General features: G+C 69.1%; 21 protein-coding genes. 3 read left to right on the forward strand and 18 right to left on the reverse strand.

Annotated elements, in window-relative coordinates:
• Nucleotides 1-95: 95 nt before the first annotated feature.
• The 14 genes from nuoN to OH809_RS18180 are packed head-to-tail and all read right to left on the reverse strand — an operon-like array spanning nucleotide 96 to nucleotide 16,078.
• A complete protein-coding gene (gene nuoN / locus OH809_RS18115) occupies nucleotides 96-1,760 on the reverse strand; it encodes an NADH-quinone oxidoreductase subunit NuoN (RefSeq protein WP_406515319.1) in 1,665 nt (554 codons plus the stop codon).
• Nucleotides 1,757-3,328 carry an NADH-quinone oxidoreductase subunit M gene (locus OH809_RS18120; protein WP_406421437.1) on the reverse strand — a complete coding sequence of 524 codons (1,572 nt, stop codon included), beginning with the start codon at nucleotides 3,326-3,328 and terminating at the stop codon, nucleotides 1,757-1,759. The genes nuoN and OH809_RS18120 overlap by 4 nt, the downstream gene beginning before the upstream one ends.
• 5 nt (nucleotides 3,329-3,333) lie before the next feature.
• Nucleotides 3,334-5,253, reverse strand: coding sequence for an NADH-quinone oxidoreductase subunit L (gene nuoL, locus OH809_RS18125; RefSeq protein WP_406421436.1), 1,920 nt, complete (start codon nucleotides 5,251-5,253; stop codon nucleotides 3,334-3,336).
• 14 nt (nucleotides 5,254-5,267) lie between these two features.
• Nucleotides 5,268-5,567, reverse strand: a complete 300-nt coding sequence (nuoK, locus tag OH809_RS18130; protein WP_037693122.1) for an NADH-quinone oxidoreductase subunit NuoK — start codon at nucleotides 5,565-5,567, stop codon at nucleotides 5,268-5,270.
• A complete protein-coding gene (locus OH809_RS18135) occupies nucleotides 5,564-6,391 on the reverse strand; it encodes an NADH-quinone oxidoreductase subunit J (protein WP_406421435.1) in 828 nt (275 codons plus the stop codon). Before OH809_RS18135 ends, nuoK begins: the two co-directional genes overlap by 4 nt.
• Nucleotides 6,388-7,002 (reverse strand): NADH-quinone oxidoreductase subunit NuoI, encoded by a 615-nt coding sequence (nuoI, locus tag OH809_RS18140; RefSeq protein WP_406515320.1) that lies wholly within the window; start codon nucleotides 7,000-7,002, stop codon nucleotides 6,388-6,390. The genes OH809_RS18135 and nuoI overlap by 4 nt, the downstream gene beginning before the upstream one ends.
• Entirely contained in the window at nucleotides 6,995-8,422 is a 1,428-nt protein-coding gene (gene nuoH / locus OH809_RS18145) for an NADH-quinone oxidoreductase subunit NuoH (RefSeq protein WP_406515321.1), read from the reverse strand. Before nuoH ends, nuoI begins: the two co-directional genes overlap by 8 nt.
• On the reverse strand, nucleotides 8,419-10,950 hold the full coding sequence (locus tag OH809_RS18150; protein ID WP_406515322.1) for an NADH-quinone oxidoreductase subunit G: 2,532 nt from the start codon (nucleotides 10,948-10,950) through the stop codon (nucleotides 8,419-8,421). Before OH809_RS18150 ends, nuoH begins: the two co-directional genes overlap by 4 nt.
• Nucleotides 10,947-12,329, reverse strand: a complete 1,383-nt coding sequence (nuoF, locus tag OH809_RS18155; RefSeq protein WP_406421431.1) for an NADH-quinone oxidoreductase subunit NuoF — start codon at nucleotides 12,327-12,329, stop codon at nucleotides 10,947-10,949. The genes OH809_RS18150 and nuoF overlap by 4 nt, the downstream gene beginning before the upstream one ends.
• Nucleotides 12,326-13,087, reverse strand: a complete 762-nt coding sequence (gene nuoE / locus OH809_RS18160; RefSeq protein WP_406425125.1) for an NADH-quinone oxidoreductase subunit NuoE — start codon at nucleotides 13,085-13,087, stop codon at nucleotides 12,326-12,328. The genes nuoF and nuoE overlap by 4 nt, the downstream gene beginning before the upstream one ends.
• 29 nt (nucleotides 13,088-13,116) lie before the next feature.
• Nucleotides 13,117-14,439, reverse strand: coding sequence for an NADH-quinone oxidoreductase subunit D (locus OH809_RS18165; RefSeq protein WP_406421430.1), 1,323 nt, complete (start codon nucleotides 14,437-14,439; stop codon nucleotides 13,117-13,119).
• Nucleotides 14,439-15,149 carry an NADH-quinone oxidoreductase subunit C gene (locus OH809_RS18170; RefSeq protein ID WP_406421429.1) on the reverse strand — a complete coding sequence of 237 codons (711 nt, stop codon included), beginning with the start codon at nucleotides 15,147-15,149 and terminating at the stop codon, nucleotides 14,439-14,441. Before OH809_RS18170 ends, OH809_RS18165 begins: the two co-directional genes overlap by 1 nt.
• Nucleotides 15,146-15,700, reverse strand: coding sequence for an NADH-quinone oxidoreductase subunit B family protein (locus OH809_RS18175; protein WP_030926341.1), 555 nt, complete (start codon nucleotides 15,698-15,700; stop codon nucleotides 15,146-15,148). Before OH809_RS18175 ends, OH809_RS18170 begins: the two co-directional genes overlap by 4 nt.
• A gap of 18 nt (nucleotides 15,701-15,718) precedes the next feature.
• Nucleotides 15,719-16,078 carry an NADH-quinone oxidoreductase subunit A gene (locus tag OH809_RS18180; protein WP_003992243.1) on the reverse strand — a complete coding sequence of 120 codons (360 nt, stop codon included), beginning with the start codon at nucleotides 16,076-16,078 and terminating at the stop codon, nucleotides 15,719-15,721.
• 762 nt (nucleotides 16,079-16,840) lie between these two features.
• On the opposite strand from OH809_RS18180, the gene OH809_RS18185 reads away from it, so the two are divergent.
• On the forward strand, nucleotides 16,841-17,650 hold the full coding sequence (locus OH809_RS18185) for a C40 family peptidase (RefSeq protein WP_406421428.1): 810 nt from the start codon (nucleotides 16,841-16,843) through the stop codon (nucleotides 17,648-17,650).
• Nucleotides 17,651-17,813: 163 nt separating this feature from the next.
• On the forward strand, nucleotides 17,814-18,326 hold the full coding sequence (locus tag OH809_RS18190) for a DinB family protein (protein WP_406421427.1): 513 nt from the start codon (nucleotides 17,814-17,816) through the stop codon (nucleotides 18,324-18,326).
• 128 nt (nucleotides 18,327-18,454) lie between these two features.
• On the opposite strand, the gene OH809_RS18195 is transcribed toward OH809_RS18190, so the two are convergent.
• Nucleotides 18,455-19,738 carry a geranylgeranyl reductase family protein gene (locus OH809_RS18195; protein ID WP_406421426.1) on the reverse strand — a complete coding sequence of 428 codons (1,284 nt, stop codon included), beginning with the start codon at nucleotides 19,736-19,738 and terminating at the stop codon, nucleotides 18,455-18,457.
• Nucleotides 19,739-19,835: 97 nt separating this feature from the next.
• On the opposite strand from OH809_RS18195, the gene OH809_RS18200 reads away from it, so the two are divergent.
• The gene (locus tag OH809_RS18200; protein ID WP_406421425.1) at nucleotides 19,836-20,360 is read left to right on the forward strand and encodes a GNAT family N-acetyltransferase; all 525 of its coding nucleotides are present in this window, start codon (nucleotides 19,836-19,838) and stop codon (nucleotides 20,358-20,360) included.
• A 199-nt stretch (nucleotides 20,361-20,559) separates the two neighbouring features.
• Here OH809_RS18200 and OH809_RS18205 read toward each other — a convergent pair whose 3' ends face one another.
• From OH809_RS18205 to mqnC, 3 genes are all read right to left on the reverse strand, one after another.
• Nucleotides 20,560-21,252, reverse strand: coding sequence for a demethylmenaquinone methyltransferase (locus OH809_RS18205; RefSeq protein WP_406421424.1), 693 nt, complete (start codon nucleotides 21,250-21,252; stop codon nucleotides 20,560-20,562).
• A gap of 194 nt (nucleotides 21,253-21,446) precedes the next feature.
• Nucleotides 21,447-22,100 (reverse strand): imidazolonepropionase-like domain-containing protein, encoded by a 654-nt coding sequence (locus tag OH809_RS18210; protein ID WP_406421423.1) that lies wholly within the window; start codon nucleotides 22,098-22,100, stop codon nucleotides 21,447-21,449.
• Nucleotides 22,101-22,307: 207 nt separating this feature from the next.
• Nucleotides 22,308-23,507 (reverse strand): cyclic dehypoxanthinyl futalosine synthase, encoded by a 1,200-nt coding sequence (gene mqnC / locus OH809_RS18215; RefSeq protein ID WP_406421422.1) that lies wholly within the window; start codon nucleotides 23,505-23,507, stop codon nucleotides 22,308-22,310.
• Nucleotides 23,508-23,563: the final 56 nt, after the last annotated feature.

Here is a 23,563-nt window from a genome sequence, read left to right on the forward strand (position 1 = left end):
GTCCCGGAAAGCCGATCGCCGGGCGGGCTCGGAATCGAGCCCGCCCGGCGATCGGGAGCAGAACGGCAACCGGGACACCGGTCGGCCGCTCCGCGTCACCTCACGAACACTCCTGCCTGGCTCGCCAGGTCGAGGAAGTACTGCGGGGCCAGGCCCAGCACCAGCGTGACGGCGACGCCGACCGCGATCGTCGTCATCGTCAGCGGGGACGGGACGGCGACCGTCGGGCCGTCCGCCTTCGGCTCGCTGAAGAACATGAGCACGATGACCCGGATGTAGAAGAACGCGGCAATGGCGGACGAGATCACACCGACCACGACCAGGCCGCCCGCGCCGCCCTCCGCCGCCGCCTTGAAGACCGCGAACTTTCCGGCGAAGCCGGAGGTCAGCGGGATACCGGCGAAGGCCAGCAGATACACCGCGAAGACCGCGGCGACCAGCGGCGAGCGCCGGCCCAGGCCGGCCCACTTCGACAGGTGGGTCGCCTCGCCGCCCGCGTCGCGCACCAGCGTGACGACGGCGAACGCGCCGACCGTCACGAAGGAGTACGCGCCCAGGTAGAAGAGCACCGAGGAGATGCCGCTGGGGGTCGTCGCGATGACCCCGGCGAGGATGAAGCCGGCGTGCGCGATGGACGAGTAGGCCAGCAGCCGCTTGATGTCGGTCTGGGTGATGGCGACGATCGCACCGCCCAGCATCGTGACGATCGCGACGGCCCACATGACCGGCCGCCAGTCCCAGCTGAGGCCCGGCAGCACCACGTACAGCAGGCGCAGCAGCGCACCGAAAGCGGCGACCTTCGTGGCCGCGGCCATGAAGCCGGTGACGGGGGTCGGGGCGCCCTGATAGACGTCCGGGGTCCACATGTGGAACGGGACGGCGCCGACCTTGAAGAGCAGCCCGGTCAGGATCATCGCACTGCCGATCAGCAGCAGCACGTCGTTGCCCATGGTGTCGGCGAGGGCCGGGTCGATCTGGGTGACGGAGCCGTCGACCACGTTGGCGATGGCCGCGTACGAGACGGAGCCCGCGTACCCGTACAGCAGGGCGATCCCGAAGAGCAGGAACGCCGACGAGAAGGCGCCGAGCAGGAAGTACTTCACCGCGGCCTCCTGCGACATCAGCCGCTTGCGGCGGGCGACGGCGCACAGCAGGTAGAGCGGGAGGGAGAAGACTTCCAGGGCCACGAAGAGCGTCAGCAGATCGTTGGCCGCAGGGAAGACCAGCATGCCCGCCACCGAGAAGAGGACCAGCGGGAAGACCTCGGTGGTGGTGAAGCCCGCCTTGACCGCGGCCTGCTCGCTCTCGCTGCCGGGCACCGAGGCGGCCTGTGCGGCGAACGAGTCGACGCGGTTGCCGTGCGACTCGGGGTCGAGCCGCCGCTCGGCGAAGGTGAAGACGGCGACCAGCGACGTCAGCAGGATGGTGCCCTGCAGGAACAGGGCGGGTCCGTCGACGGCGATGGCGCCCATCGCGGCGATGTGCGCCTTCGTCGTGCCGTACCCCCCGGCCGCGAGGCCGATGACCGCGGCGAACGCGGCGGCGAGGGCGACGACGGTCAGGAAGACCTGTGTGTAGTAGCGGGCCCGGCGCGGCACGAAGGCCTCGACGAGTACGCCGACGACGGCGACACCGATCACAATGAGGACCGGGGTCAGCTGGGCGTACTCGATGACCGGCGCCTTGAACTTCTCGTCCGGGGCGGCCGCTGTCACCCCGCCCGCCATTGTCCACAGGCTGTGGACAGCTGTTGCGCTCACTTGGCGGCCTCCACCTCAGGCTGGGGGTCCTTCTTGTGTACGTCCGACATGGTGTGCTGCACCGCCGGGTTGACGATCTCCGTGAGCGGCTTCGGATAGACGCCCAGGAAGATCAGCAGCGCGACGAGCGGGAGGACCACCACCAGCTCCCGGACCTTCAGGTCGGGCATGCCCCGGACCTCGGCCTTCACCGGGCCGGTCATCGTCCGCTGGTAGAGGACGAGGACGTAGAGCGCGGCGAGCACGATGCCGAAGGTGGCCACGATGCCGGCCGCCGGGTATGCGCTGAACGTGCCGACCAGGACGAGGAATTCGCTGACGAACGGGGAGAGGCCGGGGAGCGACAGGGTGGCGAGCCCGCCGATCAGGAACGTGCCGGCCAGGACCGGCGCCACCTTCTGCACCCCGCCGTAGTCGGCGATGAGCCGCGAACCGCGCCGGGTGATCAGGAAGCCGGCCACCAGCATCAGCGCGGCCGTCGAGATGCCGTGGTTGACCATGTAGAGCGTGGCGCCCGACTGGCCCTGGCTGGTCATCGCGAAAATGCCCAGGATGATGAAGCCGAAGTGCGAGATCGACGCGTAGGCGATCAGGCGCTTGATGTCGCGCTGGCCGACGGCGAGCAGCGCCCCGTACACGATGCTGATCAGTGCGAGGACCAGGATCACCGGCGTCGCCCACTTGCTGGCCTCCGGGAACAGCTGGAGGCAGAAGCGGAGCATCGCGAAGGTGCCGACCTTGTCGACGACCGCGGTGATCAGGACGGCGACCGGGGAGGTCGCCTCGCCCATGGCGTTGGGCAGCCAGGTGTGCAGCGGCCAGAGCGGGGCCTTCACCGCGAAGGCGAAGAAGAACCCGAGGAACAGCCAGCGTTCGGTGCCGGTCGCCATGGAGAGCGAGCCGTTGGCGCGGGCCTCGGCGATCTCGGAGAGCGAGAAGGTGCCCGCGACGACGTACAGGCCGATGACGGCGGCCAGCATGATGAGCCCGCCGGCCAGGTTGTAGAGGAGGAACTTGACCGCGGCGTACGAGCGTTGTGCCGCGGCGTTCTCGTCGCTGCCCGTGTGGGCCCGGTCCCCGAAGCCGCCGATGAGGAAGTACATCGGGATGAGCATGGCTTCGAAGAGGATGTAGAAGACGAAGACGTCGGTGGCCTCGAAGGAGAGGATCACCATCGCTTCGACCATCAGGATCAGGGCGAAGAAGCCCTGGGTGGGGCGCCAGCGCGAGGACTTCGTCTCCAGGGGGTCGGCGTCGTGCCAGCCGGCCAGGATGACGAACGGGATCAGCAGGGCGGTGAGCGCCAGGAGCGCCACCCCGATGCCGTCCACACCCAGTTCGTACCGGACGCCGAAGTCCTTGATCCAGGCGTGCGATTCGGTGAGCTGGTAGCGGGCGCCGCCGGGCTCGAAGCGGGCGAGCACGATGCCCGCCAGCACGAGGGTGGCCAGCGAGAAGAGCAGCGCCAGCCATTTGGCGGCGGTGCGCCGGGCGGCCGGGACGGCGGCGGTGGCGATCGCGCCGATCGCCGGGAGCGCCGCCGTCGCTGTCAGGAGGGGAAAGGACATGGTGATCAGACCGCCCTCATCAGCAGGGTCGCGGCGATGACGATCGCCGTACCGCCGAACATCGAGACCGCGTAGGAGCGGGCGTAGCCGTTCTGCAGCTTGCGCAGCCGGCCGGAGAGCCCGCCCATCAATGCGGCCGTGCCGTTGACGACCCCGTCGACCAGGGTGTGGTCGACGTACACCAGGGAGCGGGTGAGGTGCTCGCCGCCGCGGACCAGGACCACGTGGTTGAAGTCGTCCTGGAGGAGATCGCGGCGGGCGGCCCGGGTGAGCAGCGAGCCGCGCGGGGCGACCACCGGGACCGGTCCGCGCCCGTACATCGCCCAGGCGATGGCGACGCCGATGACGAGCACCACCATGGTGGCGGCGGTGACCGTCATGGCGCTGACGGGGGAGTCTCCGTGGCTGTGTCCGGTAACCGGCTCCAGCCAGTTCAGGAAGCGGTCGCCGATGGAGAAGAACCCTCCGGCGAAGACCGAACCGAACGCCAGGACGATCATGGGGATGGTCATCGACTTCGGGGACTCGTGCGGGTGCGGATCGTGGCCCTCGCCCGCGGCGGAGCCGCTGTCGGACGCAGTGGGCTGCCAGCGCTTCTCGCCGAAGAACGTCAGCAGCATCACGCGCGTCATGTAGAACGCGGTGATCGCGGCGCCCAGCAGCGTGACGGCGCCGAGGATCCAGCCCTCGGTGCCGCCCTTGGCGAACGCCGCCTCGATGATCTTGTCCTTGGAGAAGAAGCCGGAAAGTCCGGGGAAGCCGATGATCGCCAGATAGCCGAGGCCGAAGGTGATGAAGGTGACCGGCATGTACGTCCGCAGGCCGCCGAACTTCCGCATGTCGACCTCGTCGTTCATGCCGTGCATGACCGAACCGGCGCCGAGGAAGAGCCCGGCCTTGAAGAAGCCGTGGGTCACCAGGTGCATGATCGCGAAGACATAGCCGATCGGGCCGAGCCCGGCGGCCAGGATCATGTAGCCGATCTGCGACATCGTCGACCCGGCGAGGGCCTTCTTGATGTCGTCCTTCGCGCAACCGACGATCGCACCGAACAGGAGTGTGACGCCACCGACGACCACGACGACCAGCTGCGCGTCCGGGGCGGCGTTGAAGATCGCGCCGGAACGGACGATCAGGTAGACGCCCGCGGTCACCATGGTGGCGGCGTGGATGAGGGCCGAGACCGGGGTCGGGCCCTCCATCGCGTCACCGAGCCAGGACTGCAGCGGCACCTGGGCCGACTTGCCGCAGGCGGCGAGCAGCAGCATCAGGCCGATCGCCGTCAGCTTGCCCTCGCCGGTCTCCCCCGTCGAGGCCAGGACGGGACCGAAGGCGAACGTGCCGAACGTGGTGAACATCAGCATGATCGCGATCGACAGGCCCATGTCGCCGACCCGGTTGACCAGGAACGCCTTCTTGGCGGCGGTGGCCGCGCTGGGCTTGTGCTGCCAGAAGCCGATCAGCAGGTACGACGCCAGACCGACGCCCTCCCACCCGACGTACAGCAGCAGGTAGTTGTCGGCGACGACCAGCAGGAGCATCGCGGCGAGGAACAGGTTCAGATAGCCGAAGAAACGGCGCCGGCGCTCGTCGTGCTCCATGTAGCCGATCGAGTAGATGTGGATCAGGGTGCCCACACCGGTGATCAGCAGCACGAACGTCATCGACAACTGGTCGAGCTGGAAGGCCACATCGGCCTGGAAGCCCTCGACCGGGATCCAGCTGAACAGCTTCTGGTGCATCGCCCGGTCCTCGACGCCCTCTCCGAGCATGTCGAGGAAGAGCACCGCACCGATGACGAACGACGCGGCGGCGAACAGGGTGCCGAGCCAGTGGCCGGAGCGGTCCAGCCGTCGGCCGCCGCAGAGCAGCACGGCCGCTCCGAGCAGGGGCGCCGCGACGAGCAGCGCAATGAGGTTGTCCACGATTCAGCGTCCCCTTACAACTTCATCAGGCTGGCGTCGTCGACCGAGGCCGAGTGGCGGGAACGGAACAGCGACACGATGATCGCGAGCCCGACCACGACCTCGGCGGCGGCGACGACCATCGTGAAGAAGGCGATGATCTGGCCGTCGAGGTTGCCGTGCATCCGGGAGAAGGTGACGAACGCGAGGTTGCAGGCGTTGAGCATCAGCTCCACGCACATGAACACCACGATCGCGTTCCGCCTGATCAGCACCCCGGACGCGCCGATGGTGAACAACAGGGCGGAGAGATAGAGGTAGTTGACCGGATTCACTTGGTGGCCTCCTCTTCGTCCTGATCACGGCCGAGCCGCTCCTCGGAGCGCTGCTCCAGCGCCTTGAGGTCGGCCAGCGACTCGTTCGACACGTCACGGATCTGGCCGCGCTGCCGCAGCGTCTGCATGACGGTGAGCTCGGACGGGGTGCCGTCCGGGAGCAGACCGGCGATGTCCACGGCGTTGTGCCGGGCATAGACACCCGGGGCGGGCAGCGGCGGCAGGTGCTTGCCGCGTACGCGCTCCTCCGACATCTCCCGCTGGGTCCTGGCCCGTTCGGTGCGCTCCCGGTGGGTGAGCACCATCGCGCCGACCGTCGCCGTGATCAGCAGGGCGCCGGTGATCTCGAAGGCGAAGACGTACTTGGTGAAGATGAGGCTGGCCAGCCCCTCGACGTTTCCGCCGTGCGCGGCGTTCGCGGTGCCGAGTCCGTTGAAGCTGTTCAGCGAGGCGTGGCCGATGCCCGCGATCAGCAGGACGCCGAAGCCGAGCCCGCATCCCGCGGCCAGCCAGCGCTGGCCCTTGAGGGTCTCCTTCAGCGAGTCCGCCGCCGTGACACCGACGAGCATGACCACGAAGAGGAACAGCATCATGATCGCGCCGGTGTAGACGACGATCTGGACGACGCCGAGGAAGTAGGCGCCGTTGGCCAGGTAGAACACCGCCAGGACGATCATGGTCCCGGCGAGGCTCAGCGCGCTGTGCACGGCCTTCTTCATCAGCACGGTGGACAGCGCGCCGATCACGGCGACCGTGCCGAGCACCCAGAACTGGACGGCCTCGCCGATCGATGTGGTGGAGGCCGCTGCGGCCAGGCCGGTCATGCGTCCGCCTCCTCGTCCTTGGCCGCCTGCTCCTTGGACTCGCCCTTGGAGATGGCGACCTGACGCTCCGTGCCCGGCGCCGCCTCGGTGACCAGTCCCCGGTAGTAGTCCTGCTCGTCCATGCCAGGGAAGATCGCGTGCGGAGTGTCGACCATGCCCTCCTCCAGGCCCGCGAGCAGCTCGTCCTTGGTGTAGATGAGGCTTTCGCGGGTGGTGTTGGCGAGCTCGAACTCATTGGTCATCGTGAGCGCCCGGGTCGGGCACGCCTCGATGCACAGTCCGCAGAGAATGCAGCGCGCGTAGTTGATCTGGTAGACGCGGCCGTAGCGCTCACCCGGGGAGTAGCGCTCCTCGTCGGTGTTGTCCGCGCCCTCCACATAGATGGCGTCGGCGGGACAGGCCCAGGCGCACAGCTCGCAGCCGATGCACTTCTCCAGCCCGTCCGGGTGACGGTTGAGCTGGTGCCTGCCGTGGAAGCGCGGCGCCGTCACCTTCTGCTGTTCGGGGTACTGCTCGGTCAGCCGCTTCTTGAACATGGCCTTGAAGGTCACGCCGAAGCCGGCCACAGGATTCTGGAACTTGTCCCCAGTGGACTCCGATGGCTCAGACACTGTCAGCCTCCTTTCCGTCACTCGGACTTCCACCAATCTGACTGCCGTCACTCCGAGTGTCCGGCCCGCCACTGACAATGAGCTCCCGCTCGTGCCGTGGCCTGCGGCGCGGCACCGGCGGCAGGGTCTGTCCGGGCAGCGGCGGCACCGGGAATCCGCCCGCCATCGGGTCGAACTCCGGCCCGGGTCCGGGTTCCGTCCCGGTCTCCCCGGCCGCCTTGGCCGAGCGGTCCCGGAAGATGTCGGCGACGAAGGAGATCAGCAGGATCGCGATCACGGCCCCGGCCACGTACAGCACGATCTTCGAGAAGTCGTAGCCCTCGTTGCGCAGCGCCCGCACGGTCGCGACCAGCATCAGCCAGACCACGGAAACCGGGATCAGGACCTTCCAGCCGAGCTTCATCAGCTGGTCGTAGCGGACGCGGGGCAGCGTGCCGCGCAGCCAGATGAAGAAGAACAGCAGCAGCTGGACCTTGAGGACGAACCAGAGCATCGGCCACCAGCCGTGGTTCGCGCCCTCCCAGAAGGTGCTGATCGGCCACGGGGCCCGCCAGCCGCCCAGGAACAGCGTCGCGGAGACGGCGGAGACGGTGACCATGTTGACGTACTCGGCGAGCATGAACATCGCGAACTTGATCGACGAGTACTCGGTGTTGAAGCCGCCGACGAGGTCGCCCTCGGACTCCGGCATGTCGAACGGGGCGCGGTTGGTCTCACCGACCATCGTGACGATGTAGATGATGAACGAGACCGGCAGCAGGATGATGAACCAGCGGTCCTGCTGCGCCTCCACGATCTTCGAGGTCGACATCGACCCGGAGTAGAGGAAGACGGAGGCGAACGCGGCGCCCATCGCGATCTCGTACGAGATCATCTGCGCGCAGGAGCGCAATCCGCCGAGCAGCGGGTACGTCGATCCGGAGGACCAGCCCGCCAGCACGATGCCGTAGATCCCGACCGATGCGACCGCGAGGACGTAGAGCATCGCGATCGGCAGGTCGGTGAGCTGCATCGCCGTACGGTGGCCGAAGATCGAGACCTCGTTGCCGGACGGCCCGAACGGGATCACGGCGATCGCCATGAACGCCGGTACGGCGGCGACGATCGGCGCGAGGACGTAGACGACCTTGTCCGCCCGCTTGACGATGACGTCTTCCTTCAGCATCAGCTTGATGCCGTCGGCGAGCGACTGGAGCATGCCCCAGGGGCCGTGCCGGTTGGGGCCGATGCGCAGCTGCATCCAGGCGACGACCTTGCGCTCCCACACGATGGAGAAGAGCACGGTCACCATCAGGAACGCGAAGCAGAACACCGCCTTGACGACGACGAGCCACCAGGGGTCGGTGCCGAACATCGACAGATCCTCGGCGGCGAGTACGGCGCGGTCGGGTGCCGCGGCCAGTTGAGCGAGGGCAGTCACGCTCGCACCTCCGGTGTGACGTCGGGAGTACCCGGTGCGGCGGGGCCGATCCGGACCAGACCGCCGGGGTGGGCGCCGGTGTCGGCCGGTACGCCCCGCCCGACGGAGTTCAGCGGCACCCAGACCACGCGGTCCGGCATGTCGGTGACCTGCAGCGGGAGTTCGACGCTGCCGGACGGTCCGGTGACGGCCAGCAGATCGCCGTCCTTCACACCCGTCTCGGCGGCGGTGACGGCGGAGAGCCGGGCGACCGCGGCGTGCCGGGTGCCGGCCAGCGCCGCGTCGCCCTCCTGGAGCCGCCCCTGGTCGAGCAGCAGCCGGTGGCCCGCAAGGACCGCCTCGCCGTCGCCGGGCCGGGGCAGCGGCTGCGCCGAGCCGTGCGGGTCGGCGGCGTGCGTACCGGTCCAGCCGCCGAGCCGGTCCAGCTCACGGCGCACGGACTTCAGATCCGGCAGCGCGAAGTGACTGGGTTCATCAGCGCCTCCGGCGCGGGCGAGCTCGTCGGCGAGCATGTGCAGCACCCGGGCGTCGGTCGGCGCGAGTGTCCGCGTCATCTGCTCGGGCTTCAGCGCCGCCTCGAACATCCGGGCCCTGCCCTCCCAGTTGAGGAAGGTGCCGGACTTCTCGGCCACCGCGGCGACCGGGAGGACGACGTCGGCCCGCTCGGTGACCTCGCTGGGCCGCAGCTCCAGCGAGACGAGGAAGCCGACCTGGTCCAGCGCCTCCACGGCGCGGGCCGGGTCCGGCAGGTCGGCGGTCTCCACCCCGGCGACGAGCAGCGCGCCCAGTTCGCCGGTGGCGGCGGCCTCGACGATCTGGCCGGTGTCGCGGCCGAACCGGGAGGGGAGTTCGGCGACGCCCCACACGGCCGCCACCTCGTCCCTGGCACGCGGGTCGGTGGCCGGGCGGCCGCCGGGCAGCAGCGAAGGAAGCGCGCCCGCCTCCACCGCACCGCGCTCGCCGGCCCGGCGTGGGATCCACACCAGCCGGGACCCGGTCGCGGTGGCCGCCCGTACCGCGGAGGTCAGCCCGCCCGGTACTCCGGCGAGCCGCTCGCCCACCACGATCACGGCGCCTTCGCCGCGCAGCGCCTCGGCCGCCACGGCTCCGTCGCCGTCGAGTCCGACGCCGCCCGCGATCGCGTCCAGCCACTCGGTCTCGGTGCCGGGCGCGGCTGGCAGCAGCGTGCCGCCCGCCTTCTCCAGACCGCGGGTGGCGTGCGAGGCGACGGCGAAGGTGCGCTGACCGTGCTTGCGGTGGGCCTTGCGCAGCCGCAGGAAGACGCCGGGCGCCTCCTCCTCGGACTCGAAGCCGACCAGCAGGACGGTCGGCGCCTTCTCCAGCGAGGTGTACGTGATCCCGCTGCCGTCCAGGTCGCGTCCGCGACCGGCGACGCGGGCCGCCAGGAAGTCGGCCTCCTCGCTGCTGTGCACCCGGGCCCGGAAGTCGACGTCGTTCGTATCGAGGGCGATCCGGGCGAACTTGCTGTACGCGTACGCGTCCTCGACGGTCAGCCGGCCGCCGGTCAGGACGCCGGTCCTGCCGCGTGCGGCGGCGAGCCCGGCGGCCGCGGCAGCCAGTGCCTCGGGCCAGCTCGCCGGTTCGAGGACACCGTCCGCGTTCCGTACCAGCGGCGTGGTGAGCCGGTCCCGCTGCTGCGCGTAACGGAACCCGAAGCGGCCCTTGTCGCAGACCCACTCCTCGTTGACCTCGGGGTCGTTGGCGGCGAGCCGTCGCATGACCTTGCCGCGCCGGTGATCGGTGCGGGTCGCGCAGCCGCCCGCGCAGTGCTCGCACACCGACGGCGACGACACCAGGTCGAAGGGGCGGGAGCGGAACCGGTACGCCGCCGAGGTGAGCGCGCCGACCGGGCAGATCTGGATGGTGTTGCCGGAGAAGTACGACTCGAACGGGTCGCCCTCGCCCGTGCCGACCTGCTGGAGCGCGCCGCGCTCGATCAGCTCGATCATCGGGTCGCCCGCCACCTGGTTGGAGAACCGGGTGCAGCGCGCGCAGAGCACGCACCGCTCACGGTCCAGCAGCACCTGGGTGGAGATCGGGACGGGCTTCTCGTACGTCCGCTTCTTTCCGTCGAACCGGGAGTCCGGGTCGCCGTGCGACATCGCCTGGTTCTGCAGCGGGCACTCGCCGCCCTTGTCGCAGACCGGGCAGTCCAGCGGGTGGTTGATGAGCAGCAGCTCCATCACCCCGCGCTGCGCCTTGTCGGCGACCGGCGAGGTGAGCTGCGACTTGACCACCATGCCGTCGGTGCACGTGATGGTGCAGGAGGCCATCGGCTTGCGCTGGCCCTCGACCTCGACGATGCACTGGCGGCAGGCGCCGACCGGGTCGAGGAGCGGGTGGTCGCAGAAGCGCGGGATCTCGATGCCGAGGAGTTCGGCGGCGCGGATGACCAGGGTGCCCTTGGGCACGCTGATCTCGATGCCGTCGATCGTCAGCGTGACAAGGTCCTCGGGCGGGACCGCCGCCTCGCCGCCCCCGGAGGGCGCACTTGTGGTGACTGTCATGCGTTCACCCCCTGGTGAGCGTTCTTGTCGTCGGCCCAGGCGGTCGACTTGGCGGGATCGAAGGGGCAGCCCCTGCCGGTGATGTGCCGCTCGTACTCCTCACGGAAGTACTTCAGCGAGGAGAAGATCGGCGAGGCGGCGCCGTCGCCGAGGGCGCAGAAGGACTTGCCGTTGATGTTGTCGGCGATGTCGTTCAGCTTGTCGAGGTCGGCCATCTGTCCCTTGCCGGCCTCGATGTCGCGGAGCAACTGGACGAGCCAGTAGGTGCCTTCACGGCATGGCGTGCACTTGCCGCAGGACTCATGGGCGTAGAACTCGGTCCAGCGGGTGACGGCCCGCACGACGCAGGTCGTCTCGTCGAAGCACTGGAGCGCCTTGGTGCCGAGCATGGAACCGGCGGCGCCGACGCCCTCGTAGTCGAGGGGCACATCGAGGTGCTCATCGGTGAACATCGGGGTGGAGGAGCCGCCCGGGGTCCAGAACTTCAGCCGGTGGCCGGCGCGCATGCCGCCGCTCATGTCGAGCAGCTGGCGCAGTGTGATGCCGAGCGGGGCCTCGTACTGTCCTGGGCTGGCGACGTGGCCGCTGAGCGAGTACAGCGTGAAGCCCGGGGACTTCTCGCTGCCCATCGACTTGAACCAGTCCTTGCCCTTGTTCAGGATCGCGGGAACCGAGGCGATGGACTCGACGTTGTTCACCACAGTGGGGCAGGCGTACAGACCGGCGACCGCGGGGAAGGGGGGCCGCAGCCGGGGCTGGCCGCGTCGCCCTTCGAGCGAGTCGAGCAGTGCGGTCTCCTCACCACAGATGTACGCGCCCGCGCCCGCGTGCACGGTGAGCTCCAGGTCGAGCCCCGAGCCCAGGATGCTCGTCCCGAGGTAGCCCGCCTCGTACGCCTCGCGCACGGCCTCGTGCAGGCGCCGCAGTACGGGGACGACTTCACCGCGCACATAGATGAAGGCATGCGAGGAGCGGATCGCGTAGCAGGCGATCACGATGCCTTCGATGAGGCTGTGCGGGTTGGCGAAGAGGAGCGGGATGTCCTTGCAGGTCCCTGGCTCCGACTCGTCGGCGTTGACCACCAGGTAGTGCGGCTTGCCGTCGCCCTGCGGGATGAACTGCCACTTCATGCCGGTGGGGAAGCCCGCGCCGCCGCGGCCGCGCAGGCCGGAGTCCTTGACGTACGCGATGAGGTCGTCCGGAGACATGGCGAGGGCCTTGCGCAGCCCCTCGTAGCCGCCGTGCCGCGTGTACGTGTCCAGGGTCCAGGACTCGGGCTCGTCCCAGAAGGCGGAGAGGACGGGCGAGAGCAGCTTCTCGGGGCTGGCCCCGCTGCCGTTGCCGCCCCCGTCGTTGATTTCGGCTGCCAACGTCATCACTCCCCCTCCTCTGCTGCGGTACCGGCCGAGTGGTCCGGGTCCTGCGGGGCGTCGGTGCGGGCCGACTCGCCACGCGGGGCGACGACCTTCGGGTGCAGCTCCTCGCCCTTCGCCAGCCGGAGGCCGACGAGCGAGGCGGGGCCCGCTCCGCCGGTCGCCTCGACGGCGCCGGGGCGCTGGTCGGGGAAGCCGGCCAGGATCCGCGCGGTCTCCTTGTACGAGCAGAGCGGGGCGCCGCGGGTGGGTTCGACGGTGCGCCCGGCGATCAGGTCGTCGACGAGCTGCGTCGCGCTCTCGGGCGTCTGGTTGTCGAAGAACTCCCAGTTGACCATCACCACGGGTGCGAAGTCGCAGGCCGCGTTGCACTCGATGTGTTCGAGGGTGACCTTGCCGTCCTCGGTCGTCTCGTTGTTGCCGACGCCGAGATGCTGCCCCAGTCGTTCGAAGATGGCGTCGCCGCCCATCACCGCACACAGCGTGTTGGTGCAGACACCCACCTGGTAGTCGCCGCTCGGCTTGCGCCGGTACATCGTGTAGAAGGTGGCGACCGCGGTGACCTCGGCGGTGGTGAGGCCGAGCAGTTCGGCGCAGAGTGCCATGCCGGTACGGGAGACGTACCCCTCCTCGGACTGCACCAGGTGTAGCAGCGGCAGCAGCGCGGAGCGGCTGTCGGGGTAGCGGGCGATCACCTCCTTCGCGTCCGCTTCGAGCCTGGCGCGCACCTCGGCCGGGTAGGCGGGGGCGGGGAGCTGCGGCATCCCCAGACTGACTTCCTGACGTGCTTCGGTCACCGGTCGACGCCTCCCATCACGGGGTCGATGGACGCGACGGCGACGATGACATCGGCGACCTGGCCGCCCTCGCACATCGCCGCCATGGCCTGCAGATTGGTGAAGGACGGGTCGCGGAAGTGGACCCGGTAGGGGCGGGTTCCGCCGTCCGAGACGACATGCACGCCGAGCTCGCCCTTGGGCGATTCGACGGCGGTGTACGTCTGTCCGGCCGGGACCCGGAAGCCCTCGGTCACCAGCTTGAAGTGGTGGATCAGGGCCTCCATGGAGGTTCCCATGATCTTCTTGATGTGGTCGAGCGAGTTGCCGAGCCCGTCGGGTCCCAGCGCGAGCTGAGCGGGCCAGGCGATCTTCTTGTCGGCGACCATGACCGGTCCGGGGGCGAGCCGTTCGATGCACTGCTCGATGATCCGCAGCGACTGCCGCATCTCTTCCAGACGGATGAGGAAGCGGCCGTAGGCGTCGCAGCTGTCGGCGGTGGGGACGTCGAATTCGTAGGTCTCGTAGCCGCAGTAGGGATCGGTCTTGCGCAGGTCGTGCGGGAGTCCGGCGGAGCGCAGGATCGGGCCGGTGGCGCCGAGCGCCATGCAGCCGGTCAGGTCGAGATAGCCGACGTCCTGCATGCGGGCCTTGAAGATGGGGTTGCCGGTGGCGAGCTTGTCGTACTCCGGCAGGTTCTTCTTCATGGTCTTCACGAACTCGCGCAGCTGGTCGACCGCGCCCGGCGGCAGGTCCTGGGCGAGTCCGCCGGGCCGGACGAACGCGTGGTTCATCCGGAGCCCGGTGATCAGCTCGAAGAGATCGAGAACGAGTTCACGATCGCGGAACCCGTAGATCATGATCGTGGTCGCGCCGAGTTCCATGCCGCCCGTGGCGATGCACACCAGGTGCGAGGAGATCCGGTTGAGCTCCATCAGCAGCACGCGCAGGACAGTCGCCCGGTCGGGGATCTGGTCCTCGATGCCGAGGAGCTTCTCGACGCCCACGCAGTACGCCGTCTCGTTGAAGAACGGCGTCAGGTAGTCCATGCGCGTGACGAACGTGGTGCCCTGCGTCCAGTTCCGGAATTCGAGGTTCTTCTCGATGCCGGTGTGGAGGTAGCCGATGCCGCAGCGGGCCTCGGTGACGGTCTCGCCGTCGATCTCCAGGATCAGCCGCAGCACACCGTGCGTGGACGGGTGCTGGGGACCCATGTTGACGATGATGCGCTCGTCGTCGGACTTGACCGCCGACTCGACGACCTCGTCCCAGTCGCCGCCGGTGACTGTGTATACAGTCCCCTCGGTCGTGGCCCTGGGCGTTGCATGGGGAGTAGTCATCAGGAGTACGACCTCCGCTGGTCCGGAGCCGGGATCTGGGCGCCCTTGTACTCGACGGCGATGCCACCGAGCGGGTAGTCCTTGCGCTGCGGGAAGCCCTGCCAGTCGTCCGGCATCATGATCCGGGTGAGGGCCGGGTGCCCGTCGAAGACGAGCCCGAAGAAGTCGTATGTCTCGCGCTCGTGCCAGTCGTTGGTCGGATAGACCGCGACGAGCGACGGGATGTGCGGGTCGCTGTCCGGGGCAGAGACCTCCAGCCGGATCAGCCGGCCGTGGGTGATCGACCGCAGATGGTAGACGGCGTGCAGCTCGCGGCCCTTGTCGCCGAGGAAGTGGACACCGCTCACCCCGGTACAGAGCTCGAAGCGCAGGGCCGGGTCGTCGCGCAGGGTTCGAGCCACGGTGAGCAGGTGCTCGCGGGCGATGTGGAAGGTGAGCTCACCGCGGTCGACGACGGTCTTCTCGATGGCGTTCCCGGGAAGCAGATCCTGCTCCTCCAGGGCCCCTTCGAGCTCGTCGGCCACCTCGTCGAACCAGCCGCCGTACGGCCGGGACGTGGCTCCGGGCAGCGTCACCGTACGGACGAGCCCGCCGTAGCCGGAGGTGTCGCCGCCGTTGTTGGCGCCGAACATGCCCTTGCGTACGCCGATGACCTCGCCGGTCTCGTCGCGCGGCGCGGGTACGCCGTTGCTGTTCTGTTCGTCGCTCACCGCAGCAGCCCCTTCATCTCGATCAGGGGAAGCGCCTTGAGTGCCGCGTCCTCCGCCTCGCGGGCGGCCTCCTCCGCGTTGACCCCGAGCTTGGAGCCCTGGATCTTCTGGTGGAGCTTGAGAATGGCGTCCATCAGCATCTCGGGGCGCGGCGGGCAGCCCGGCAAATAGATGTCGACCGGGACAATATGATCAACACCCTGCACAATGGCGTAATTGTTGAACATCCCACCCGAGGATGCGCAAACCCCCATGGAGATAACCCACTTGGGGTTCGGCATCTGGTCGTAGACCTGCCGCAGAACGGGCGCCATCTTCTGGCTGACCCGCCCCGCCACGATCATCAGATCCGCCTGCCGCGGCGATCCACGGAAGACCTCCATCCCGAATCGGGCCAGGTCGTAGCGCCCGGCTCCGGTCGTCATCATCTCGATGGCGCAGCAGGCGAGACCGAACGTGGCAGGGAAGACGGAGGATTTCCGCACCCAGCCGGCGGCCTGCTCGACAGTGGTCAGCACGAAGCCGCTGGGCAGCTTCTCTTCGAGTCCCATGGTGTGCCCCTCAGCCCCTCAGTCCCATTCCAGGCCGCCGCGACGCCATACATACGCATAGGCGACGAAGACGGTGAGCACGAAGAGCAGCATCTCGACGAGCCCGAAGATCCCCAGGGCGTCGAAGGTGACCGCCCAGGGATAGAGGAAGACGATCTCGATGTCGAAGACGATGAAGAGCATCGCCGTCAGGTAGTACTTGATGGGGAAGCGGCCGCCTCCGGCTGGAGTGGGGGTGGGTTCAATACCGCACTCGTACGCTTCGAGCTTTGCTCGGTTGTACCGCTTTGGGCCGATAAGCGTGGCCATGACCACGGAGAAGATCGCAAACCCTGCCCCGAGGGCGCCGAGCACGAGGATGGGCGCGTAGGCATTCACGCTCCTCGCTCCTTCCAGTCGTCCTTGACCGTTGGACCGCATCGGGCGACCAGCTCGCCACCTCACCAAGATCGCTCACATGTGAGGCAGTTCACAAGCCCGACTGCTCCGCATCCTATGCCTGCCGTCCTGTGATCTGCGACACGGGGTACTACACCGACTTTGTGATCTCCACCACCCGGCGAAGGATCATGAAGGCGGGTGAGGGGTGATCTTCGTACGCAAAGCGGCCGTGTGATCACGAGACGTGACATCTGGTGTTGTTCTTGCTGGTCAAGGCGATGCTCCTCTAACAATCAGACGCCTCGACCAGCAAATTGGCAATGGACGGCGGGGGGGTGATAAGAGGATCCGCCCCATTCCGGGGTCACCCGCGCGAGGGACTCACGGGGAGCGATGTGGACGCGCGCGCACATTCACGATCTTCCGGACGGATCGCCCCCACCGTGCCGGCCGCGCCGCCACCGCACACGTCGGCCGCCCGTATGCCCACTACGCAACGGTCATGCCGTGACCTGCGTCACTTCACCAGGCCTTCAACAAAAGCGGGCTTGGCCATCGGTGTGAACGGATGGTAAGTGGCGGGCAATTCGGGCGAATTACTGAAAGCCCGTGATCACAGCGGTGATCACGCATGCCCGGTTTGCCCGTTACGGCGTCAATAAGGGCCAGCGGAAAGCGGATTCACAGATTCCGAACGTAACTGTGTCGCAACACACGTTTCTTGAAGGAAACCCAGGAGCCCTGATAGCGCTAGTACTCATGTCCCTCACCGCTCACATACCCAGCCACCGGAAGCCCCGTCGAAGCGCCCCGAAGTCGGCGCTGCGGGCCGGAGTTGCCGGTGGCGTCCTCAGCACCATCGCGGTCGCAGGCGCTGCCGGTCCTGCCCAGGCCGAGCCGGTGACCCGGACCATCGAGATGCCCACCCTCACCTCCGGCCTCTCCACCGCTGTCGCCGCGTCCGCCGAGGCCACGCAGCAGGTCGCCCTGGACCTGGAGACGCAGGCCCACGAGGACGCCGCGGCCACCAGCGCGGCCAAGGCCGCCACGAAGGCCAAGGCCGAGGCGGTCCGCAAGGCAGAGGCCGAGAAGAAGGCAGAGGCGGCCGCCAGGGCCAAGGCGGAGGCCGCCCTGCGCGCCTCCCGCTCCGAGGCCCGTACGACGCTCAGCGCGTCCGGCTCCACCGCCGTGGCCTCCTCCTCGTCGAGCGCCACCGGCTCCGCCGCCTCCGTCGTCTCGTTCGTGCGGGCCCAGGTCGGCGACGCGTACGTGTCCGGCGGCACCGGCCCCAACTCCTGGGACTGCTCCGGCCTGGTCCAGGCCGCGTTCCGCACGGTGGGCGTCGACCTGCCGCGCGTCTCGCAGGCCCAGTCGACCGCCGGCACCCAGGTCTCGCTGAGCAACCTCCAGCCGGGCGACATCCTGTACTGGGGCGGCGCGGGCTCCGCGTACCACGTCGGCGTCTACGTGGGCGGCGGCCAGTTCGTCGGTGCGCAGAACCCGAGCACCGGTGTGGTGCTGCGCCCGCTGAGCTACGACCCGCCGTCGGGCGCGGTCCGCGTTCTCTGATTCACAAGCGCACGAACACGGCGAAGGGCCGTCACTCCCCCGCTCGGGAGCGACGGCCCTTCGTCGTGGAACGGTGGGCCCGGTGCTGCCGCCGGCGCCCCGGTACCTTTTCCGTTCCCGGATCGGCCTGCGCACGCAGGCCCGGTCGGGTAGCTTCGCTCCCATGGTGCGACCCCGTACACGCCCTCCGTACGAAGCCGACGAGCGGACCCAGTTGCTCGGCTGGTTCGACATGCAGCGGGCGGTCGTTCACTGGAAGTGCGAGGGGCTGTCCGAGACGGATGCGCACCGGGCCGTGCTGCCCGCCTCGCCCCGTCTCACTGCCGCCGGGCTCGTCTCGCATCTGCGCTGGGTCGAGCATTACTGGTTCGAGGTGATGTTCCTCGGCCGGCCCGCCGTGGGGCCGCGGTTCGACCCGGACACCGAGGATGCCGACATGCGGGTCGACGGCATTCCACTCGCGCAGCTCCTCCGGGAGTACGAGCAGCAGTGCGCCGTCACCGACGGCATCGTCGCCGACCACGCCCTGGAGGACGTGGGCCGTCACCCCGACTTCGAGATCGCCAAGGCGAATCTGCGGTGGATGCTGTTCCACATGATCGAGGAGACCGCCCGGCACGCCGGTCACCTCGATGCCGTACGGGAGATCACCGACGGCGAGAAGGGCTACTACTGACCCGGCCGGGGGCGCCGCTCGCCCCCGACCCCGTGCAGCAGGACAACGGGCTCAATGCCTCACACGCATCGCGGAGATCGCCGGCGCCTCGCCCGTGAACTGGGCGAGGACGCGAACGGGAGTGGTGGTCAGGCCTTCGGGGCCACCTTCGAGAGGCCGTTGATGATGCGGTCCATCGCGTCGCCGCCCGTCGGGTCGGTGAGGTTGGCGAGCATCTTCAGCGTGAACTTCATCAGCAGCGGGTGCGTCAGACCGCGCTGGGTGGCGATCTTCATGACCTTCGGGTTGCCGATCAGCTTCACGAAGGCGCGGCCCATCGTGTAGTAGCCGCCGTAGGTCTCCTTCAGGATCTTCGGGTAGCTGTGCAGCGCCAGTTCGCGCTGGACGGGGGTCGCGCGGGCGTGCGCCTGGACGATGACGTCCGCGGCGATCTGGCCCGACTCCATGGCGTACGCGATGCCTTCGCCGTTGAACGGGTTGACCATGCCGCCCGCGTCACCGACGAGCAGCAGCCCCTTGGTGTAGTGCGGCTGGCGGTTGAACGCCATGGGGAGCGCGGCGCCGCGGATCGGCATCGTCATGTTCTCCGGGGTGTAGCCCCAGTCCTCCGGCATGGACGCGCACCACGCCTTGAGGACCTCCCGCCAGTCCAGCTCCTTGAAGGCGGACGACGAGTTGAGGATGCCGAGGCCGACGTTGGACGTGCCGTCGCCCATGCCGAAGATCCAGCCGTAGCCGGGCAGCAGCCGGTCCTGGGGACCGCGCCGGTCCCACAGCTCCAGCCAGGACTCCAGGTAGTCATCGTCGTGGCGCGGGGAGGTGAAGTACGTACGGACCGCGACACCCATCGGGCGGTCCTCGCGGCGGTGCAGGCCCATGGCGAGCGACAGCCGGGTGGAGTTGCCGTCGGCGGCGACGACGAGCGGGGCGTGGAAGGTGACCGGGGTCTTCTCCTCGCCGAGCTTCGCGTTCACGCCGGTGATGCGGCCGGTGCGCTCGTCGATGATCGGGGCGCCGACATTGCACCGCTCGTACAGCCGGGCGCCCGCCTTCTGCGCCTGGCGGGCCAGCTGCTCGTCGAAGTCGTCGCGCTTGCGGACCAGTCCGTAGTCCGGGTACGAGGCGAGATCCGGCCAGTCCAGCTGCAGCCGGACGCCGCCGCCGATGATGCGCAGACCCTTGTTGCGCAGCCAACCGGCCTCTTCGGAGATGTCGATGCCCATGGCGACGAGCTGCTTGGTGGCGCGCGGGGTGAGACCGTCGCCGCAGACCTTCTCGCGCGGGAAGGCGGTCTTCTCCAGAAGGAGAACGTCGAGTCCGGCCTTGGCGAGGTAGTACGCGGTCGTGGAGCCGGCTGGGCCTGCCCCGACGACGATCACATCCGCGCTGTGTTCGGAGAGGGGCTCGGTCACGGTCGGATCTCCCGAAGACTCGAAATCGCGTGCCGCGCGGCACCTGTCCCGTGCAGTCTATGGGGGCCTGCTGATCAACCTTCCGAAGGGCTCCCCGATGTCGACCGTGCCTCCCGCCGTCCCCTCCGTACACCTACGTGTCCCGACCGACGAGGACGCCGTCGCCTGGCACCGGGCGTTCGACGACCCGGAGGTGATGGAGTTCTTCGGCGGCACGTCGGCGGAACTCTCGCTGTACGAGGAGTGGACCGCCCGCCAGCGCAGACACGACGCGGAACTCGGCTTCTGTCTGTGGACCGTGCTCGACGAGGACGGCGAGGTCCTCGGCTTCACCGGCGCGCAGCCGTGGCCGCAGACGGCGTACGGCCCGGTCGGCGAGGTCGAGATCGGCTGGCGGCTCGGCCGGGCCGCCTGGGGCCGGGGTTACGCCACTGCCGCCGCGCGCCTCACCCTGGAGCGGGTGCGCGCGGCGGGGGTGGACCGGGTGGTGGCGGCGATCGACCCACGCAATGAACGGTCGATCGCCGTCGCCCGGCGGCTGGGGATGGAGCGCGCGGAGAGCTTCACGACTACGGACCCGGGGCAGGAGGTCTGCTGTTTCCGGCTGGGGCTGGAGGCGTGAGGCGGCGGACGGTCAGTCGACGTCATTGAGGGTCCAGGTGGACAGGGCGGTGTCGAAGATCTACCGGGCGCCCGGCCAGTAGCTGTCGCGCTCGGTGGTGCAGATCGCGTACCCGCGTTCACCGGATCCCGACAACTGCCCGGCGCAAGGCCCGTCGCTGCCCGGCGCAAGGCCCGTCGCTGCCGGGCGACGGCCCGCGTCAGGGACGTACGCCCCGGTGCAGCGCCACCACACCACCGGTCAGATTGCGCCAGGCCACCTTCGACCAGCCCGCCTTCTGCAGCAGCTGCGCGAGCCCCGCCTGATCGGGCCAGGCGCGGATCGACTCGGCGAGATAGACGTACGCGTCGGGGTTGGACGACACCGCGCGGGCGACCGGCGGCAGTGCTCGCATCAGGTACTCGGTGTAGACCGTGCGGAACGGCGCCCAGGTCGGCTGCGAGAACTCGCAGATGACCACGCGGCCGCCCGGCTTGGTCACCCGGTACAGCTCACGCAGTGCCCCAACCGTGTCCTGGACGTTGCGCAGCCCGAAGGAGATCGTCACCGCGTCGAACGTCTCGTCGCGGAACGGCAGTTTCGTGGCGTCGCCCGCGGTGAACGGCAGCCAGGGGTGACGCTTCTTGCCGACCTGCAGCATGCCGACGGAGAAGTCGCACGGCACGACGTACGCACCGGTCGCGGCGAACGGCAGCGAGGACGTCGCCGTGCCCGCGGCCAGGTCGAGGACCTTCTCCGCGGGGCGGGCGTGCACCGCCTTCGCCACCTCCTTGCGCCACAGCCGGGCCTGGCCGAGCGACAGCACATCGTTGGTGAGGTCGTAGTTCGCCGCCACGTCGTCGAACATCGAGGCGACTTCGTGCGGCTGCTTGTCCAGGGATGCTCGGGTCACCCACCCATTCAAGCAGCCCGGCCGCGGACGCCTCGCGCCGGTCGTGCGTCGGCGCCCGGAGCCGCTCGGAAGCCGGCTTCAACCTTTTGGGCGCCACGCCACTCAGTACAGGGGTGCGTCGCCAACGCCTGGCCGTACACGGCCACGGGCAGGTACCTAGGTGGCCCGTCCGTTCCCTGACGGTTCCGGAGCGCCTACCGCCGCCGGTACACCAGCCGCCCGCCCAGCACCGTGGCGATGCACGCCCCGGCGCCCGCCGCACAGAGCGCGTCCTCGCCCGGTACGTCGAAGACGGCGAGGTCGGCGCGGCCGCCGACGGTGAGCGGGCCGTGCACGGAGCCCGGCAGGTCGTAGCCCTCCGCGAACGGGTCCAGGCTCGGTTCGCCGAGCAGGATGCCGGGGGCGCCGACGGCCGAGACCTCCGTCAGACCCGAACGGTCCACGGCGGTGCGGACGACCGGGTCGTGGAACCGGCCCGCGAGATGCGTGGTGCCGTACCGCAGCATCTGCTGCAGTCCGCGCCGTACGCTGCCCGCCCGCCGCGCCGCGTCCATCTCCCCGGCCAGCCGCTCGAACTCCTCGCCCCACAGCGGCCGGTCGCCGAGCTCGTCCGCCTCGCGCGGGTCGGGATGGTAGCAGCGGGTGAGCAGCCAGAGCCCGTGCCACTGCCGCAGTCCCGGTGTGATGACGCCCGGCCAGGTGCGGACCCGGGCCGCCGGGTGGGCGGCGACGACCTCGTCGTACGGTCCGAGGGCGACGATCCGGTCGCGCTCCACGGCGACCGCACCCTGAGCAATGGCAGCCGCGCCGACCGGAAGGACCAGCGGCGCGGCGTGAACGGTCAGCAAAGCAGCCCCGGACCGACCGGCACATGGGGGGCGGCGTCGCGGGGCTGGGCACGCGCATCTGCCGCGTTGTCGTCAATCACCATGTTCCCCGAGCTCTCGGCTTCGCTCGAGCAGGGGAGGCCCCATTCGCCATGCCTCAATCCTCCGCCTTGCAGCTGCACGCACCTCGCCCCGCTCCTTCTCCCACCCCCCATGTGCCGGTCGGCCTCAGTTGGCGCTGAGGAGCTTGAGCTCCGGGTGGGCCGTGCCGCCCTCGATCGCGGTGGACGAGATGTGCGAGACGACGCGCTCGTCGACCGGGTCGTTCGCCGGGTCGTCGTGGACGACGAGGTGCTCGTACGTCGTGGCGCGCTGCGCCGGGACACGGCCCGCCTTGCGGATCAGCTCGATGATCTCCAGCCGGTTGGAGCGGTGCTTGGCACCGGCGGAGGAGACGACGTTCTCCTCCAGCATGATCGAGCCGAGGTCGTCGGCGCCGTAGTGCAGCGACAGCTGGCCGACCTCCTTGCCGGTGGTCAGCCAGGAGCCCTGGATGTGGGCGACGTTGTCGAGGAAGAGCCGGGCGATGGCGATCATCCGCAGGTACTCGAAGAGCGTGGCCTGCGTCCGGCCCTTCAGGTGGTTGTTCTCCGGCTGGTACGTGTACGGGATGAACGCGCGGAAGCCACCGGTCCGGTCCTGTACGTCGCGGATCATCCGCAGGTGCTCGATGCGCTCGGCGTTGGTCTCGCCGGTGCCCATCAGCATCGTGGAGGTGGACTCGACACCGAGCCGGTGCGCCGCTTCCATGATCTCCAGCCAGCGCTCGCCGGACTCCTTGAGCGGGGCGATCGCCTTGCGCGGCCGGGCCGGCAGCAGCTCGGCGCCGGCGCCCGCGAAAGAGTCGAGGCCGGCGGCGTGGATCCGCTGGATGGCCTCCTCGACGGAGACCTTGGAGATCCGGGCCATGTGCTCGACCTCGGAGGCGCCCAGCGAGTGGATGACCAGCTGCGGGAACGCCTTCTTGATCGCGGAGAAGTGCTCCTCGTAGTACTCGACGCCGTAGTCCGGGTGGTGTCCGCCCTGGAACATGATCTGCGTACCGCCGAGCTCGACGGTCTCCGCGCAGCGGCGCAGGATGTCGTCGAGGTCACGGGACCAGCCCTTGGCGGTGTCCTTCGGTGCGGCGTAGAAGGCACAGAACTTGCAGGCCGTGACGCACACGTTGGTGTAGTTGATGTTGCGCTCGATGATGTACGTCGCGATGTGCTCCGTACCGGCGTAGCGGCGTCGGCGCACGGCGTCGGCGGCCGCGCCCAGCGCGTGCAGGGGCGCCGACCGGTAGAGGCCGAGGGCCTCCTCCGGAGTGATCCGGCCGCCTTCGGCGGCTCGGTCGAGGATGGGCTGGAGGTCGGCCTTCTCGGTCACCGGGCTGTCACCTTTCGGCGGTTTTTCAACGGATCCACGGACCGGTTCAGCCTACG

Origin of the sequence: Streptomyces sp. NBC_00873, assembly GCF_045207415.1 — a bacterium.
Classification (GTDB): Bacteria; Actinomycetota; Actinomycetes; order Streptomycetales; family Streptomycetaceae; genus Streptomyces.

Excerpts from the sequence above, each read along its gene's own strand:
- OH809_RS18120 (WP_406421437.1), bottom strand. The coding sequence starts at position 3,328 with ATGTCCTTTCCCCTCCTGACAGCGACGGCGGCGCTCCCGGCGATCGGC.
- OH809_RS18135 (WP_406421435.1), bottom strand. The coding sequence starts at position 6,391 with ATGACCGGCCTGGCCGCAGCGGCCTCCACCACATCGATCGGCGAGGCC.
- OH809_RS18150 (WP_406515322.1), bottom strand. The coding sequence starts at position 10,950 with ATGACAGTCACCACAAGTGCGCCCTCCGGGGGCGGCGAGGCGGCGGTC.
- nuoE (WP_406425125.1), bottom strand. The coding sequence starts at position 13,087 with ATGCCGCAGCTCCCCGCCCCCGCCTACCCGGCCGAGGTGCGCGCCAGG.
- OH809_RS18165 (WP_406421430.1), bottom strand. The coding sequence starts at position 14,439 with ATGACTACTCCCCATGCAACGCCCAGGGCCACGACCGAGGGGACTGTA.
- OH809_RS18175 (WP_030926341.1), bottom strand. The coding sequence starts at position 15,700 with ATGGGACTCGAAGAGAAGCTGCCCAGCGGCTTCGTGCTGACCACTGTC.
- OH809_RS18185 (WP_406421428.1), top strand. The coding sequence starts at position 16,841 with ATGTCCCTCACCGCTCACATACCCAGCCACCGGAAGCCCCGTCGAAGC.
- OH809_RS18190 (WP_406421427.1), top strand. The coding sequence starts at position 17,814 with ATGGTGCGACCCCGTACACGCCCTCCGTACGAAGCCGACGAGCGGACC.
- OH809_RS18200 (WP_406421425.1), top strand. The coding sequence starts at position 19,836 with ATGTCGACCGTGCCTCCCGCCGTCCCCTCCGTACACCTACGTGTCCCG.